At 42.9% G+C, this 14,874-nt stretch carries 15 protein-coding genes; all 15 read right to left on the minus strand.

The features are described 5' to 3' along the window. Window positions 1–21 precede the first annotated feature (21 nt). The 15 genes from whiA to MHH41_RS15835 all read right to left on the minus strand — a co-directional run bounded on the left by whiA (window position 22) and on the right by MHH41_RS15835 (window position 14,654). A complete protein-coding gene (gene whiA, locus MHH41_RS15765; RefSeq protein ID WP_003213321.1) occupies window positions 22–972 on the minus strand; it encodes a DNA-binding protein WhiA in 951 nt (316 codons plus the stop codon). Window positions 973–989: 17 nt separating this feature from the next. Next, window positions 990–1,949, minus strand: a complete 960-nt coding sequence (locus MHH41_RS15770) for a gluconeogenesis factor YvcK family protein (protein ID WP_044139390.1) — start codon at window positions 1,947–1,949, stop codon at window positions 990–992. Further along, window positions 1,950–2,837 carry an RNase adapter RapZ gene (rapZ, locus tag MHH41_RS15775; RefSeq protein WP_050944694.1) on the minus strand — a complete coding sequence of 296 codons (888 nt, stop codon included), beginning with the start codon at window positions 2,835–2,837 and terminating at the stop codon, window positions 1,950–1,952. It lies immediately after the preceding gene. 39 nt (window positions 2,838–2,876) lie between these two features. Beyond that, window positions 2,877–3,341, minus strand: a complete 465-nt coding sequence (locus tag MHH41_RS15780) for an 8-oxo-dGTP diphosphatase (RefSeq protein ID WP_003213484.1) — start codon at window positions 3,339–3,341, stop codon at window positions 2,877–2,879. A gap of 358 nt (window positions 3,342–3,699) precedes the next feature. After that, window positions 3,700–4,650 (minus strand): thioredoxin-disulfide reductase, encoded by a 951-nt coding sequence (trxB, locus tag MHH41_RS15785; RefSeq protein WP_034620189.1) that lies wholly within the window; start codon window positions 4,648–4,650, stop codon window positions 3,700–3,702. 233 nt (window positions 4,651–4,883) lie between these two features. Continuing rightward, entirely contained in the window at window positions 4,884–6,272 is a 1,389-nt protein-coding gene (locus MHH41_RS15790; RefSeq protein WP_106029364.1) for a C40 family peptidase, read from the minus strand. A gap of 363 nt (window positions 6,273–6,635) precedes the next feature. Next, window positions 6,636–8,093, minus strand: a complete 1,458-nt coding sequence (locus tag MHH41_RS15795) for a tetratricopeptide repeat protein (protein ID WP_050944263.1) — start codon at window positions 8,091–8,093, stop codon at window positions 6,636–6,638. A gap of 131 nt (window positions 8,094–8,224) precedes the next feature. Next, window positions 8,225–8,854 (minus strand): bifunctional phosphoribosyl-AMP cyclohydrolase/phosphoribosyl-ATP diphosphatase HisIE, encoded by a 630-nt coding sequence (hisIE, locus tag MHH41_RS15800; RefSeq protein WP_137054364.1) that lies wholly within the window; start codon window positions 8,852–8,854, stop codon window positions 8,225–8,227. Beyond that, on the minus strand, window positions 8,851–9,609 hold the full coding sequence (gene hisF, locus MHH41_RS15805; protein WP_050944267.1) for an imidazole glycerol phosphate synthase subunit HisF: 759 nt from the start codon (window positions 9,607–9,609) through the stop codon (window positions 8,851–8,853). The genes hisIE and hisF overlap by 4 nt, the downstream gene beginning before the upstream one ends. Beyond that, a complete protein-coding gene (gene hisA, locus MHH41_RS15810; RefSeq protein ID WP_050944269.1) occupies window positions 9,606–10,343 on the minus strand; it encodes a 1-(5-phosphoribosyl)-5-[(5-phosphoribosylamino)methylideneamino]imidazole-4-carboxamide isomerase in 738 nt (245 codons plus the stop codon). Before hisA ends, hisF begins: the two co-directional genes overlap by 4 nt. Continuing rightward, window positions 10,340–10,978, minus strand: coding sequence for an imidazole glycerol phosphate synthase subunit HisH (gene hisH / locus MHH41_RS15815; RefSeq protein ID WP_050944272.1), 639 nt, complete (start codon window positions 10,976–10,978; stop codon window positions 10,340–10,342). The genes hisA and hisH overlap by 4 nt, the downstream gene beginning before the upstream one ends. Beyond that, complete coding sequence (gene hisB, locus MHH41_RS15820) at window positions 10,978–11,562, minus strand: imidazoleglycerol-phosphate dehydratase HisB (protein WP_113387401.1); 585 nt, start codon at window positions 11,560–11,562, stop codon at window positions 10,978–10,980. The genes hisH and hisB overlap by 1 nt, the downstream gene beginning before the upstream one ends. Further along, window positions 11,559–12,848 (minus strand): histidinol dehydrogenase, encoded by a 1,290-nt coding sequence (hisD, locus tag MHH41_RS15825; RefSeq protein WP_340866541.1) that lies wholly within the window; start codon window positions 12,846–12,848, stop codon window positions 11,559–11,561. Before hisD ends, hisB begins: the two co-directional genes overlap by 4 nt. Next, entirely contained in the window at window positions 12,845–13,486 is a 642-nt protein-coding gene (gene hisG, locus MHH41_RS15830) for an ATP phosphoribosyltransferase (protein ID WP_003213329.1), read from the minus strand. The genes hisD and hisG overlap by 4 nt, the downstream gene beginning before the upstream one ends. Further along, window positions 13,479–14,654, minus strand: coding sequence for an ATP phosphoribosyltransferase regulatory subunit (locus tag MHH41_RS15835; protein WP_340866542.1), 1,176 nt, complete (start codon window positions 14,652–14,654; stop codon window positions 13,479–13,481). The genes hisG and MHH41_RS15835 overlap by 8 nt, the downstream gene beginning before the upstream one ends. Window positions 14,655–14,874: the final 220 nt, after the last annotated feature.

The following is a 14,874-nucleotide window of genomic DNA, read 5'->3' on the forward strand; positions in this document are numbered from 1 at the left end:
CTGCCTCCCTTTTTCATTCTCCTATTTAAGTGTAACAGCTTGTCCGTTTCGTAATTGTTCTGCAATTTGATCTAGCTTTCTTAAGCGGTGATTAATGCCTGATTTGCTGATCTTGCCGCTTTCCACCATTTCTCCCAATTCCTTTAGCGTGACCTCTTGATAGTCGACTCGCAGCTTTGCAATTTCTCGCAGCTTATCTGGCAGGGCATCAAGTCCAATTTTTTCATCAATGAATTGAATGTTCTCGACCTGGCGCAGGGATGCACCAATCGTTTTATTCAAGTTTGCTGTTTCACAATTGACGAGCCGGTTCACGGAATTCCGCATATCACGGACGATCCGAACGTCTTCGAAGCGAAGAAGTGAATTATGCGCACCTACAACACTTAAGAATTCAGTAATTTTTTCGGCTTCTTTCATATATGTGATGTAGCCTTTTTTACGCTCAAGTGTTTTACTGTTGAGATGAAATTGGTTCATCAGCTCACAAAGGGCATCATTGTGTTCTTTATATAGTGAAAAAATCTCAAGGTGATAGGAAGACGTTTCTGGATTATTTACAGAACCGCCTGCTAAAAAAGCACCTCTCATATAGGAGCGCTTACAGCATCTTTTCTTTACAAGCTCTTCTGAAATATTACGCTCAAATACAAATTGCTCACCTAATATTTTCAAATCCTCTAAAATGGTTTTCGCTCGTTCTACCAGTCTGACAATATACACATTATTCTTTTTTAATCTCATTTTCTTACGAACGAGCAGCTCGACTGTGACATCATATTTCTTTTTTAGCAGCGTATAAATCCGTCTTGCGATAGCTGCGTTCTCTGTTTGTATATCTAGAATTAATTTTCGATTAGAGAAAGATAATGAACCGTTCATACGGATGAGGGCAGAAAGCTCTGCTTTTGTGCAGCAGTCCTTCACGTCCAGATTAGTCAGCTCTTTTTTTGTTTCGGATGCAAATGACATCCTTGCCACCCCCATTCCTATTTTTTCTTATGCAGCAGGTCGACAAGCAGCGCGGCTACTTTCAGCGTGTCGTGACGAATCACATGCTGGTCGTATGTAATGATTTCCCCTGGGATGACTTCCAGTCCCATTGCCTTGAGTACATCTGTGTCGAACTGTACAGGCTGTGCCTGTTCTTCTGCATATTTTGCTTTGATCTCTTCTGGAATTTCTTTATTGTTTACAAAAATGGTATCAATAAATGGACGAACCATATGATCGTTTAATGCCTGCACATGATCAGCTGCACTGTAGGAAAGCGTTTCCCCTGGCTGCGTCATGACATTGCAAATATACACTTTTTTCGCCTTAGAACGAATCACTTCTTCGCCAATATGCGGTACAAGCAAGTTTGGCAAGATACTTGTATACAAGCTGCCAGGTCCAATGACGATCAAATCGGCTTCACGAATGACTTGAATCGATTCTGGGAGCGGCTCAATCGTATTGGGTGTGAGGAACACTCGTTTAATTCGCTCACCATAGGTTGGGATTTTTGATTCTCCTGTTACCACTTGCCCATTTTCTAATTCAGCATGTAGAACAACACTTGAATTCGCTGCTGGCAAGACTTTTCCTCTCACATTTAAGACCTTGCTCATTTCTGTGACGGCATGAAAAAAATCACCGGTTATATTTGTCATGGCCGCAAGAATGAGGTTGCCAAGAGAGTGGCCTGTTAAGTCATTCCCTTTGTTAAAACGGTGCTGAAATAAGTCTTCTACAAGTGGTTCAACATCAGAGAGAGCTGCAAGGACATTTCGAATATCGCCTGGAGGCGGAATATTCAAATCATGCCGCAGTCTGCCTGAGCTGCCTCCGTCATCAGCAACCGTTACAATAGCGGTAATGTCCACTGGCTTTGTTTTTAGCCCTCTGAGCAAAACAGATAAGCCAGTGCCCCCGCCAAGAATGACCACCTTTGGAAGTGTCGTCATCTATTTTCTGCTTCTCTTTTCAATGTCCCGGTGAGTGACATGAGTGTAGTAGTCATTTTTAAAATACTCCGATAAGTAGTTCGCTAGCGTCACTGATCGGTGCTGTCCGCCTGTACAGCCAATAGCGATCACAAGCTGGCTTTTTCCTTCTCGTTTATAGGACGGAAGCATAAAGCTGAGAAGGTCAATTAATTTCTCTGTGAATTTTTGTGTCTCGCTCCATTTCATTACATAGGAACTCACTTCTTCATCATTTCCAGTCTGTGGACGCATGCTCTCAATATAGTAAGGATTCGGCAGAAATCTCACATCAAATACAAGATCAGCATCAATCGGCAGACCGTATTTAAAACCGAAGGACATCACATTCACTGTAAACACCTGTCCTTGGGTCGTGGCAAAGTGCGCGACAATTTTTTCTCGAAGCTGTTTTGGTTTTAAATCCGATGTATCAAAAATCATTTGAGCCCGGCCTTTTAACTCTTCTAACAGATCGCGTTCCATTGCGATTCCTTCGAGCGGCAAACCTGTAGTCGCAAGAGGATGCGAACGTCTCGTTTCTTTGTATCTTGAGACAAGCACCTTATCGTTTGCATCTAGAAATAATATTCTTGGTGTGATCCAGCCAAGATCACTCATTTCATCTAAGGCTGCAATCAAGCTGTCAAAGAATTCTCGTCCGCGCAAATCCATCACAAGGGCAACCTTACTCATCTTCGAATTCGATTCCTTCATGAGTTCTAGGAACTTTGGTAAAAGTGATGGCGGCAAGTTATCTACACAGAAGTAACCTAAATCTTCAAAGCTTTGAATGGCAACGGTTTTCCCCGCACCTGACATTCCTGTAATAATCACAAGCTGAATATCTTCTTGTTTGTGCGTATTCATGCCTGCTTCCTCTCCTTCTTTATAAAAACGGTTCATGTATTAGTCTCCTTGAGGATCTAACCGATAAGCAATCAATTCAAAATCAGGTGTATACGTAAAAGTACCGTGAAGAAGTCCTTTTCCCTTTAGCATGAAATCAAGAATATGGGAATCCCCTGGTGCCATCGGTAAATGCGGCACATCCTTTACTTCATGCCACTTTAAAATGCCTTCCTCTGACTCTGTCACGTTTTTTCCAGTAAATGAATCTGCCATAAAGGTGAACATCATCCACTCTTGAACGATTTGATCGCCTTCTTTTATGATAAAGGTAAAAACACCTTTTAACTGTGGATTTAAAATATAAATTCCTGTTTCTTCTCTATACTCTCGAACGACTGAATCCTTGACCGATTCTCCGCTTTCCATTTTTCCGCCCGGCGCTACCCACCAGCCTCGTCTTGGCTTTTGCAGCAAGAGAACTTGATCTTCGTGATGCAGCACACAATTGGTTACTCGTTGCATCAGCTGTCACCTACTCTTTTATGTCTTTAACTTATTATACAGGTTCATCCTGACTCCCACAATGAACATGCCCCTTCTTCACCGAAAACAGACCGAATTTCGTCTGAAAGAAGTGGCGGGCATTTTCTCTACTCTTTATTTTACAGCAATCAATGGTTCTCCATGCGTCATTTGTGAACATCTCATGAATTTTCTGATTTTAAGCAAAAAAAAGGACACGGATTCTCATCCGTGCCAAACATGTATTCCTTATAAAAGGGGGTCAATTACTAGTTTTATCATAACGGAAAATTGTTTCACCCGTGTTACATTCCAGTTAAAAGCCCATGACGCTATATTAAGGATTTACGACAGCCTTTTATTTCGTTGCTTTAAGTTTTTCAGCAAGCTCTTCTACATAATGCTGTGCGCTTTGTGCGGCAATACTTCCGTCACCTGTTGCTGTCACAATTTGACGGAGTGTTTTTTCACGAATATCACCAGCGGCGAAAATGCCTTCCACTCTCGTTTCCATTCTTTCGTTTGTTTCGATGTAGCCTTCTTTATTTGTAATGCCGAGATTTTCAAATGGTTTAGACAGTGGCAGCATTCCGATATAGATAAAGGCGCCATCTGTTTTAAAGTCTTCTTCTTCACCAGTCACCGTATCAATCAAAGTCACACTGCCGACTTTACCGTTTTCTTCATTAATTTGTTTAACGGTTTTGTTCCACATGAAGTCGATTTTTTCATTATCAAAAGCACGTGCTTGTAAAATGCTTTGGGCACGAAGCTTGTCGCGTCTATGAACGATCGTTACTTTTGACGCAAAGCGTGTGAGGTACACACCCTCTTCTACCGCAGAGTCTCCTCCACCAATGACGACGAGCTCTTTGTTTTTAAAGAAAGCACCGTCACATACTGCACAGTAAGAGACGCCTCGGCCGCCAAGTTCTTTTTCACCTGGTGCACCGATTTTTTTGTATTCCGCACCTGCTGCAATAATGACAGAGCGTCCTTTGTATTCTTTTGAACCGGCTTTGACGATTTTGTACTCTTCACCGTCTACGATTTCTTTGATATCGCCATATGCATACTCAGCACCGAATTTCTTCGCATGGTCAAACATTTTATTTGAAAGTTCTGGCCCTAAAATGCTTTCAAAGCCAGGATAGTTCTCGACATCTTCCGTATTAGCCATTTGACCGCCTGGAATCCCTCTTTCAATCATCAATGTTGAAAGATTTCCACGAGATGTATAAACAGCGGCTGTCATTCCGGCAGGTCCCGCTCCAATGATGATCGTATCGTAGATTTTTTCTTCTGACACAACTGTCACTCCCTCTTCAATTGCTGCTAGCATTTCTTATTAGAATGCCCTTGGGTGATGCTTCCATTCATGACAGAAAGCATCCATTCCACTCTTATTTTTATTCCTTACCCATATCCTATTAAATCTGCGGATAATAAGCGAATCATTTGCTCATATGTTCAAAAAAAGAAAAAGCTTCCTTAAACTGCTGTTTAAGGAAGCCTGTTTACGGTTATATAGTAAGTAATGATTTATTCAACGACTCTTCTTACAACGCCATTGAATGCTTTTTTCCAGTAAACATTGCTCATAGAGTCAACTGAAACACCGCGAGAGCTGTTATCGTTCAAGAATGTACCGTTTCCTAAGTAAATACCAACGTGTCCATTTACTTTATACGTATCAAAGAACACAAGGTCTCCGCGTTTCATGTCAGATGCACTTACAGCTCTTCCTTTACCTACAAGCGTATCTGTTGTTGTACCGCCAACTGGTCCAAGGTTGATGCCTGCTGATGCAAATGCCCAGCGAACGAATGAAGAACAGTCAAAACGACGTGCGTCAATATCAGCTTGTGATCTGCCACCAGCCCATTTATATGGAGATTGTCCAACAATGGAAGAACCTGTGCTGATTGCACCTTCGATTCCGCCTACGTTACTGCTGACAGGTGATCCACCGCCAGTAGATGGCTTCTTGCTTGGTGAACTGCTGTTGTTATTATCGTTGTTGTTTGAAGATCCACTGTTACTGTTATTTGAAGACGAGCTGCTGTCGTTCGTTGAGCTGTTGTCTTCTGCTTGAACACTAGCTTGACGCTGCTGTTGTCTTTGTACTTTTTCTTCTTTTGCTTTTTGAGCTGCTTCTCTTGCTTCCTTTTCAGCTTGTTTTTGAGCAGTGATTGTTGCGTCTTTTTCAGATGCAATGCTGTTAGCCTCACTGTTTAACTCGCTAATTTGAGAAGAAGCACTTCCTTTTTGCTTTTTCACTTGCTTGAATAGCTTGTCTTTTTCATCAAGCTGTTTATTCAAGTCTGTTTGAAGTGTTTCAAGCTTTGTAAGTGTCTTTTGAACATCTTCAAGCTTTGTGTTTAATTCGTTTTCAGACTTTTGGAGCTCAGCTTTGTCTTTTTCTTGCTCTTTAATGATTTCGCTGTCTGCGTTGATGAGTGTAGATACTGCACCTGCACGGCTGATGAAATCGCTAAAGCTTTTCGCTCCTAGTAATACATCTATGTATTTCGTAGAACCGCCGCTTTCTTGAAGCGCACGTACACGCTTTTTCAAGAATTTGTTTCGATCTTCAATACGTTTTTCAGTATCAGCAATGTCTTTTTTCAGTGCATTGATTTCTTTTTTCGTTTGTTCATTTTCTTTTTGTTTTTCTTCGATTTGATCACTTGTTTTTAAAGCTTTCTCGTCAATTTCTTTTAGCTTTAGTGCAAGTGCCTCTTGTTTTGCTTCAAGCTTTGAAAGCTCATCTTTTTTCTTTTGAAGGTTTTTGTTGACCTCAGATTGCTTGCTGTCCAGCTCTTGTTTCTTTTGTTCAAAGTTCTGTGCGTTTGCTTCATGAGTAAATGGGATAAATAAACTGCTCGCTCCGATGACCGAAGCTAAACCGAAAGTAATAAACTTTTTCACGAATAGTTCCTCCTTTGACAATTTCCAAGCGACATGAGAAAGCAGCAAATTCTCTGCGACCAATCTGTGCTATCTATGTCTTTCTTCCTGATTGATCAGTCAGATGTTGACCAGATTGTTTCTATCACTAGGTGTTTCATTATGTATAGTAAAATATCTAAATATATGTCTTTGTTTTAATCCACGATTTTCATTATACATGAGACATCGACAAAATGAGCTAATATTTTTATTACATTTATGTTTCAAAAACATGTCGTGATTGTCATACTTCGCCAAATCCTTGCAAATCCCACCTTTTTATCCAAGAAAAAAGCATGACCTTTTCGGCCATGCTGCAATCTTCTAAATCTATTTACCTATTTAATCAATTAATGTACAAATGACTTGTTCATATTTAGACAGTGTTTGAACACTGATTTGAAAAGAGGCTGCAATCTCTTTTTTGCTCATAGATTCTTCTTGCTCCTGCATCCATAAATAATAGGATGCTGCTGCCCATGCAGGCGCATTTTTCTTATCTACGCCAGAAGCACGTGCCTGCTGAATAATATGGAATAACCAAAAATAAGGCATATGGCTGTCAGGCTGAACAGCTTCTTCCAAGCTGGATGCCGCCTGTTTTGCGAAAACCGCATCTTCTGAAAAAGACCGTTCTTCCATTTCATCTTCGTATAAGAGCAGTTCAATGAATTGCTGTTCAAAAGCTGTTTTCGCTGCGCGTGCATCAAGGACAGATTGAAGAACGTCACGTTCCCCTTTTTGTTTGCTTACATAGTACGCCGTCAGCCGCTCCTCAATGGAGACCATTGGCTCAGTCTCCTCAGGTTTATCCTGCCACGGCTTGATTTCATCTGCATCGATATCTTCTTCGACCATCTTATCCCAAACCGTCTGTGCAAGCGTTTTGTGACCTGTATAATAAGCTGCGCTTGCGAGCCAGTATAAAAATGTACTATCTCCTTGAAAGCCTGTTTTGTACAAAGAATAAAGCCATTTAAAGGCCCATTCAAATTCTCCAACTAGGGCAAATGTTGCGCCAAGCTTATAACGCTGTTCACTTAATATTGGATACACGTGCGTTAATTGCTTTGCTAACGTATTGACCTTCTCTTCTTCTTTTTCATAATGATAGAAGACTAGCTGGTTGCAAAGGGCATGCAGATTACCCGGATTTTCATGTAGAACCCGGTTCAGCATCTCTTTTGCCTGATGGATTTGACCAGAATAAAAATAGGCCAATGCGAGATTATTATACGCTGACCAAAATTCTGGATACTCAACAATCATCTGTTCCAGCATCTCAATGGCTTCATCAAGCCTGCCGCTTTCCAGTAAGTGATTTGCTTGATCCTGCTTCACAATCAGGTCATCCTGATCGTAAGGAAAATCTTCGTCCTCTTCGTCACTCATATCGAGCAGGTCGAGAAGGTCATCATTTTCATCTGCAAATTCCCCGTTCTCTTCTAATGAAGCATAGGCAGTCGCTGACTTATATGCCTCTTGAAAGAGTCCTAGATTCGCATAATTATTGGCTTTAAAATAGTGACACTCAGACATATTTTCATCAATATGTTCAAGGATGAAATCAAGCAGTTCATTTGATTGTTGGAAATGACCCATTTCAGTATAAATAATAGCAAGCTGTGACAGCATTTCTACATTTTCAGGCTCAAGTACGATAGCCCGCTGTATGAGCTTACTCGCTTTAGATAGATTTCTTTCTCTATAAGCTTTTAGACCTTTATGAAAAAAGTAATGCCCATCTTGGAATAGCTGGACGACTTGTGTGTGATTATTTTGAGAAGTGTATTTACTCACTGATACCCTCCATTTCGAACAGTGTACCGTGTGTAGTATAACATACTTCAAGAGTCGTCACATAGAACAAAAGAAAAGGAAGGATTTGTTTTTCACTTGGGAAATAAAAAGCCGGAGGTGCCCCCGGCTTTTCACTCACTTTGATGACGTTTTTTTAATACTTTTAATACATCATCAAGCGGCAATTGCTGTTCACGTAATAACACAAGCAGGTGATACAGAAGATCAGCTGTTTCCCATTTCAATTCTTCTTGATCCCGGTTTTTTGCCGCAATGATGACCTCTGACGCTTCTTCCCCTACCTTTTTCAGGATTTTATCGACCCCTTTTTCAAATAGATAGGTTGTATAAGCGCCTTCTGGCATTTCTGCCTGACGTTTCGCAATCACCTGTTCAAGTTCATTTAAAATAGCAAAACGATCCTGCTCTTCCGTTTGACGCTTCACGCCTTCTTCCGAAAAGCAGCTATAGCTGCCAGTGTGGCACGCTGGTCCACTTGGTGTGACAAGAACAAGCAGAGCATCCTTGTCACAGTCATATCGAATGGATGCGACTCGCTGAGTATGTCCAGATGTGGCGCCTTTGTGCCAAAGCTCGTTTCTTGACCGGCTGTAAAACCATGTTTCTCCTGTTTCTAGTGTTTTTTCATAGGATTCTTGATTCATATACGCCAATGTCAATACTTCCTTACTTTGAGCATCCTGTACAATCGCAGGTATCAGGCCTGCCTCATTAAAGGATAATTCGTTTCCCTGTTTCATCTGACCTTCACCCCATGTTCTCTCAAGTATGTCTTTACCTCTTGAATTGAAGTCTCTTTATAATGAAAAATGGAAGCTGCTAAAGCTGCATCTGCTTCTCCTTTTGTAAATGCCTCCAGCATATGCTGAGCATTGCCAGCGCCTCCTGAAGCAATGACAGGTACGGTGACAGCTTCTGACACAAGCTTTGTTAATTGATGATCAAAGCCCTTTTTCTCACCGTCGGCATCCATACTTGTCAGCAAGATCTCTCCTGCCCCCCTCAGCACGGCTTCTTTTGCCCAATCGCTAACCTCTATATCCGTTTGACGACGCCCTCCGTGTGTATAAACCATGTACGCTTTTTTCTCTTCATCGTACTTTGCATCTATTGCGACGACGATGCACTGGGAACCAAAAAAATCGGCACCTTCTGAAATGAGTTCTGGTCTTAAAACTGCCGCTGTATTCACAGATACTTTGTCTGCACCCGCTCTTAATATGCGCTTCATGTCATCAAGGTGGTTAATTCCGCCGCCTACCGTAAAAGGAATGGCAAGAGTGGACGCCACTTGCTTGACCACATCCACCATCGTTTTCCGGCCTTCATGAGAGGCAGAAATATCAAGAAAGACGAGTTCATCCGCCCCTTCCTCATCATATATCTGCGCTAATTCTACTGGATCACCAGCATCCTTTAAGCCGAGGAATTGCACCCCTTTGACCACACGACCTTCCTTCACATCGAGACATGGGATGATTCGTTTTGTCATCATACGCGGTCAAGCCCTTCAATTGCTTCAGCTAAAGTAAACCGCTCCGTATAAAGTGCCTTTCCAATGATTGCACCAGAAACGCCTGACTGTTTTTGTGATGACAGCTTTTGGAGATCGGCTACCGAACTGATACCGCCTGAGGCAATAACTTGTTTGCCAGTAGCTTCTGCTAAGCGAACTGTACTTTCCACATTGGGCCCAGCCAGCATGCCATCCATTTGAATATCTGTGAAAATAAAGACCTCCGCGCCTTCCTTTGCCAATTCTTTGCCGAGATCCTCTGCCTTCACTTTCGACGTTTCAAGCCACCCCTCAGTCGATACAAAGCCATTTCGCGCATCGATGCCAATCGCTATTTTCTCCCCATATTGCGCAAGCATTTTTTTCACAAAGGCAGGGTTAGAAACAGCCGAGCTGCCAAGGATGACTCTAGCTACACCATTGTTTATATAAAAGGCAACGTCTTCTTCTGTCCGAATGCCGCCACCAATTTGTACATTTACATCTAAGGATGAAGCAATCGCCAGCACATGCTCATGATTGACGCGATTCCCCGCTTTCGCACCATCTAGGTCAACGAGATGAATCCACTTTGCTCCTTCATTTGCAAATCGCGTCGCCATATCGAGCGGCGAATCTCCATAAATGGTTTCTTGATCATAATCTCCTTGCACGAGCCGTACACATTTGCCATTTCTCATATCAATCGCTGGATACAATGTAAATTCACTCATTTGTTCACCCTCTGTTCGTTTGCTAATTGAATAAATTGTTTGAGCAGCGCCATGCCCGTTGTACTGCTTTTTTCAGGGTGAAACTGTGCGCCTAGCACATTTCCCTTGCCAACAACTGCTGGTACTTGAACGCCATAGTCTGCGCTTGCTAATTGTTCTTCTGGATTCATATCCCTCACATAGTAAGAGTGAACAAAGTACGCAAATCCTTCCGGTACCCCGTCAAACAATGGGGAGGGCTGATGAAATGTGAGCTCATTCCACCCCATATGAGGCACCTTAAGCCTTTGCCCATTCTGGTCACGATCCTTTAGAAGAACGACACGCCCTTTTAGCAGCCCCAAACCTTTCGTACGCCCTGCCTCTTCACTTTCTTTAAATAACAGCTGCATCCCAAGACAAATGCCAAATAGCAGCTTTCCTTCCTGCACTACTTGGTGGATAAACGCCTCAAGCCCTGTCTGTTTTAACAGCTGCATCGCATCACGAAACGAACCGACCCCAGGCAAAATATAAGCATCTGCCTTTTTGAGCTCCTCCACATCAGAGGAGACGATATAACGGGCACCTGCTCGTTCCAGTGCTTTTGATACGCTGAACAAATTTCCCATTCCGTAATCAATGACTCCGATCATTAGAGCATCCCCTTTGTCGAAGGAATCCCTTTCACACGTGGATCAATGGTTGTTGCTTCATCTAAAGCACGTGCCATCGCTTTAAAAATAGCTTCAATTATATGGTGTGTATTGGTTCCATAGTGAACAATTACATGAAGATTTATACGAGCTTCTAACGCAAACTTCCAAAGAAACTCATGTACGAGCTCTGTATCAAAGGTACCGACCTTTTGACTTGGAAAGGCCGCTCTCATTTCTAAATGAGGACGATTGCTTAAATCGACCACGACCTGGGCAAGCGTTTCATCCATTGGAACAAAACTGGAGCCATATCGCTTGATTCCCTTTTTATCACCTAACGCTTCCTTAAACATTTGCCCAAGCACGATGCCGATATCTTCTGTTGTGTGGTGATCATCAACATCTGTATCTCCTTTCGCATCGACGGTCAAATTAAAGTGTCCATGCTTCGTAAATAGATCGAGCATGTGTGTCATAAAAGGGACATCTGTTTGAATATCCGCTTTTCCTTCCCCATCAATCTCTAACGATAACGAAATATTCGTTTCATTTGTTTGTCTCGCTGTTTCCGCCTGTCTCATGACGATTTCCCCCGCTTTCTCGATTCAATCGACCTTGCATGTGCTTCGAGCCCCTCTAACCTGGCAAAAGCCGCAATGCTATCCCTGTGTGTCTCAAAGGCTTCTTGACTATATGAAATAATGCTTGTTTTCTTTTGAAAATCGGTCACACCAAGCGGGCTAGAAAATCTAGCTGTTCCGTTGGTTGGCAGCACGTGATTCGGTCCTGCAAAATAATCTCCCACCGGCTCAGGGCTATAACGCCCTAAAAAAATCGCCCCTGCATGCTTGATTTGACCAAGAAATGATTCTGGATATGCTGTCAGCACCTCTAAATGCTCTGGCGCTAACTGATTGACGATGTCTACTGCACGATCCATGGAATCTGTCACGTATATACGGCCATGATGTTGTATGGATTGTGCAGCGATTGATTTTCTTGGCAAGGTGTCCAGCTGCGCTTGCACCTCAGCTCGCACATTTTCAGCAAGTGTCTTAGACGGGGTCACCAAAATACTAGATGCTAGCGCATCATGCTCTGCCTGAGAAAGTAGATCGGCCGCCACCTCATATGCTATGGCCGTGTCATCTGCTAGAACCGCAATTTCACTAGGACCGGCAATCATATCAATGTCTACCTGACCAAATACTTCCCGCTTTGCCAGTGCGACATAGATGTTGCCTGGACCTGTGATTTTATCAACAGGCTGGATGCTTTCTGTTCCATAGGCAAGTGCCGCAATCGCCTGTGCACCGCCCATTTTATACATCTCTGTAATGCCGAGCTCCTTCGCAGCAACGAGTACAGCGTCAGAGAGGTAGCCGTCTTTCCCTGGGGGTGTCACAAGGACAATTCGCTGAACACCAGCGACAAGCGCGGGAATCACATTCATTAAAACAGATGATGGATAAGCAGCTGTTCCGCCGGGGACATACACACCAACTGCCTCAAGTGGTGTCACCTTTTGTCCGAGCATCGAGCCATCCTGCTGGTGATAAAACCAAGAGGATGTCAGCTGACGCTCATGGTATGTGCGAATATGACGGATAGCCGTTTGGATCACCTGAATCATGGCTGGGTCCAAACGTTCGGAGGCTTTTGTCATTTCCTCATCTGTGACAAGCGGATCTTCAAGCAGCACCCCATCAAATTGCTTTGTAAAAGACTGTACCGCTTGATCACCATTTAGCCTCACTTCTTGTATAATCCGCTGAACAGCCAGGCGCTGTTCTTCCGTGCCTGTATCTAAAGTCCGTTTGAGCGAGAGTGTCTCTGTCTCACCTTCTTGTATATAGGTGATGTTCATGATGTTTCCTCCCCTTCAATGATTCTTGCAAGGCGCTGCGCCATTTCATCGATCACCGCATCCTTCATCCGATAGCTCACAGGATTGACAATAAACCGTGACGTAATATCACAAATATGCTCCGTTTCAACAAGTCCGTTTTCCTTGAGTGTTTGACCTGTAGAGACAATGTCTACAATACGATCGGCGAGCCCGATGAGCGGTGCTAATTCAATGGAACCATTCAGCTTAATGATCTCCACCTGCTCCCCTTGCTCTCTAAAATAGGAAGATGCAACATTTGGGTACTTTGTTGCCACACGCGGTGCGACACCGCCCCAGCTAGCTCCCGGCAATCCGGCAACCGCTAAATGGCATTTACTGATGTTTAAATCAAGCACCTCGTACACATCACGAGCTTCTTCGAGCATGACATCCTTTCCTGCAATGCCAACATCTGCTACACCGTGCTCTACATAAGTCGTCACATCCATTGGCTTCGCTAAAATAAAGCGGAGGTTTTCTTCCGGTACATCGATGATTAACTTTCTTGAATCCTCGAATTCCTCTGGCAGTTGATATCCTGCCTGCCTTAACAGCCCTGCGGCTTCTTCAAATATTCGGCCCTTTGGCATCGCCATCGTCAATACTTTACCCATTTTGTTCTCCCTTTCTAGCGCCGATAAAATAAGTCACCTGCTCAAATGCCTTGGTCATCGCGTCAATATTTTCAATCCCTGCTAAGTCTTGCAAGACGATCTTTTTCCCTTTTGACCGCTCCTTTTCTGCAAAAGCAAAAGCCTCCAGCCGTTGTTCTTTACTAAAAATCACTGCCTCCTGCGGCTCATTGATTTCTTTTGCATCAAGTGCTTCAAGCAGACGGTCTAATCGAAGTCCGAATCCTGTAGCTGGTGCAGGTGCATCAAAATGAGCAAGCAATTGGTCATATCTGCCGCCACTTCCGATGACTGACCCAACATGATCTGCAAATACTTCAAACAAAATACCCGTGTAGTAGCTCATATGACTCACCATGCTTAAATCTAGACGGATATATTCTGTACAGCCGTAATCTTCAAGTGTCTCCCAAAGCGACTTTAACTGCGTAAGCACCTCTTTTCCTTCTTGTGAAACGACGATTTCCTCTGCCCGCTCTGTGACTTCCTGGCCGCCTCTTAATTCTAAAAGCTGTAACAGCCTCGTTTTATCGATGGAGGAGAGTGGCAATTGCTTCACATGCTGACGGTACCCTACATAATTCTTTTCATATAAGAATCGGCGAAGAACGTTGGCACGCTCTGTATTTCCCAGTACATCTACAAATAACGTCTCTGCTAAAGCGACATGCCCAATCGCGATTTTGAAGGATTTGAGCCCAGCATTTTTTAATGCGAATACGACAAGCGCGATCACTTCAGCATCTGCACTAATCGAATCGTCTCCAATTAACTCAATTCCGACCTGCTCAAATTCTGATGGTCTTCCGCCTTCTCTTTCCTGTGCCCGGAACACATTGGCCGCATACCCAACGCGAAGCGGATACGCCTGTTCATGAAGCTTTGATGCTGCCACTCTCGCAATAGGTCCCGTCATATCAGGTCTGAGTACAAGGGTTTGCCCGTTCTGATCTAAAAGCTTAAAGAGCTGTGTATCTGTAATCGCCGATTGAACACCGACTGTATCGTAAAATTCAAGCGTTGGTGTCTCCATCAACCGGTAACCCCAACCGTTCATGACCTCTGTTAAGGAATGTCTCACTTTTTTCTTCGTCTCATACAATCCTGGTAATGAATCCCGCATACCATATGGTTTCTCAAACATAAACATGTTCTTCTGCACCTCCAACACATTAAAACAAAAAATTCCGAATCCTTTAGTTCGCTAATATGATAATATGCTAACAAAATAAAGTAATTAAATCAATCATTTTTATTTTCTCTCTATTTTCATGAAAAATTTGTGGAATTATTACATTCAAGTGACACCTATCTCTTTTCTACATGTTTGATAAAAGAACGTGCTATAATACTTAAAAATATTGATTAAC

Source organism: Bacillus sp. FSL K6-1145, assembly GCF_038003425.1.
Lineage (GTDB): Bacteria > Bacillota > Bacilli > Bacillales > Bacillaceae > Bacillus > Bacillus pumilus.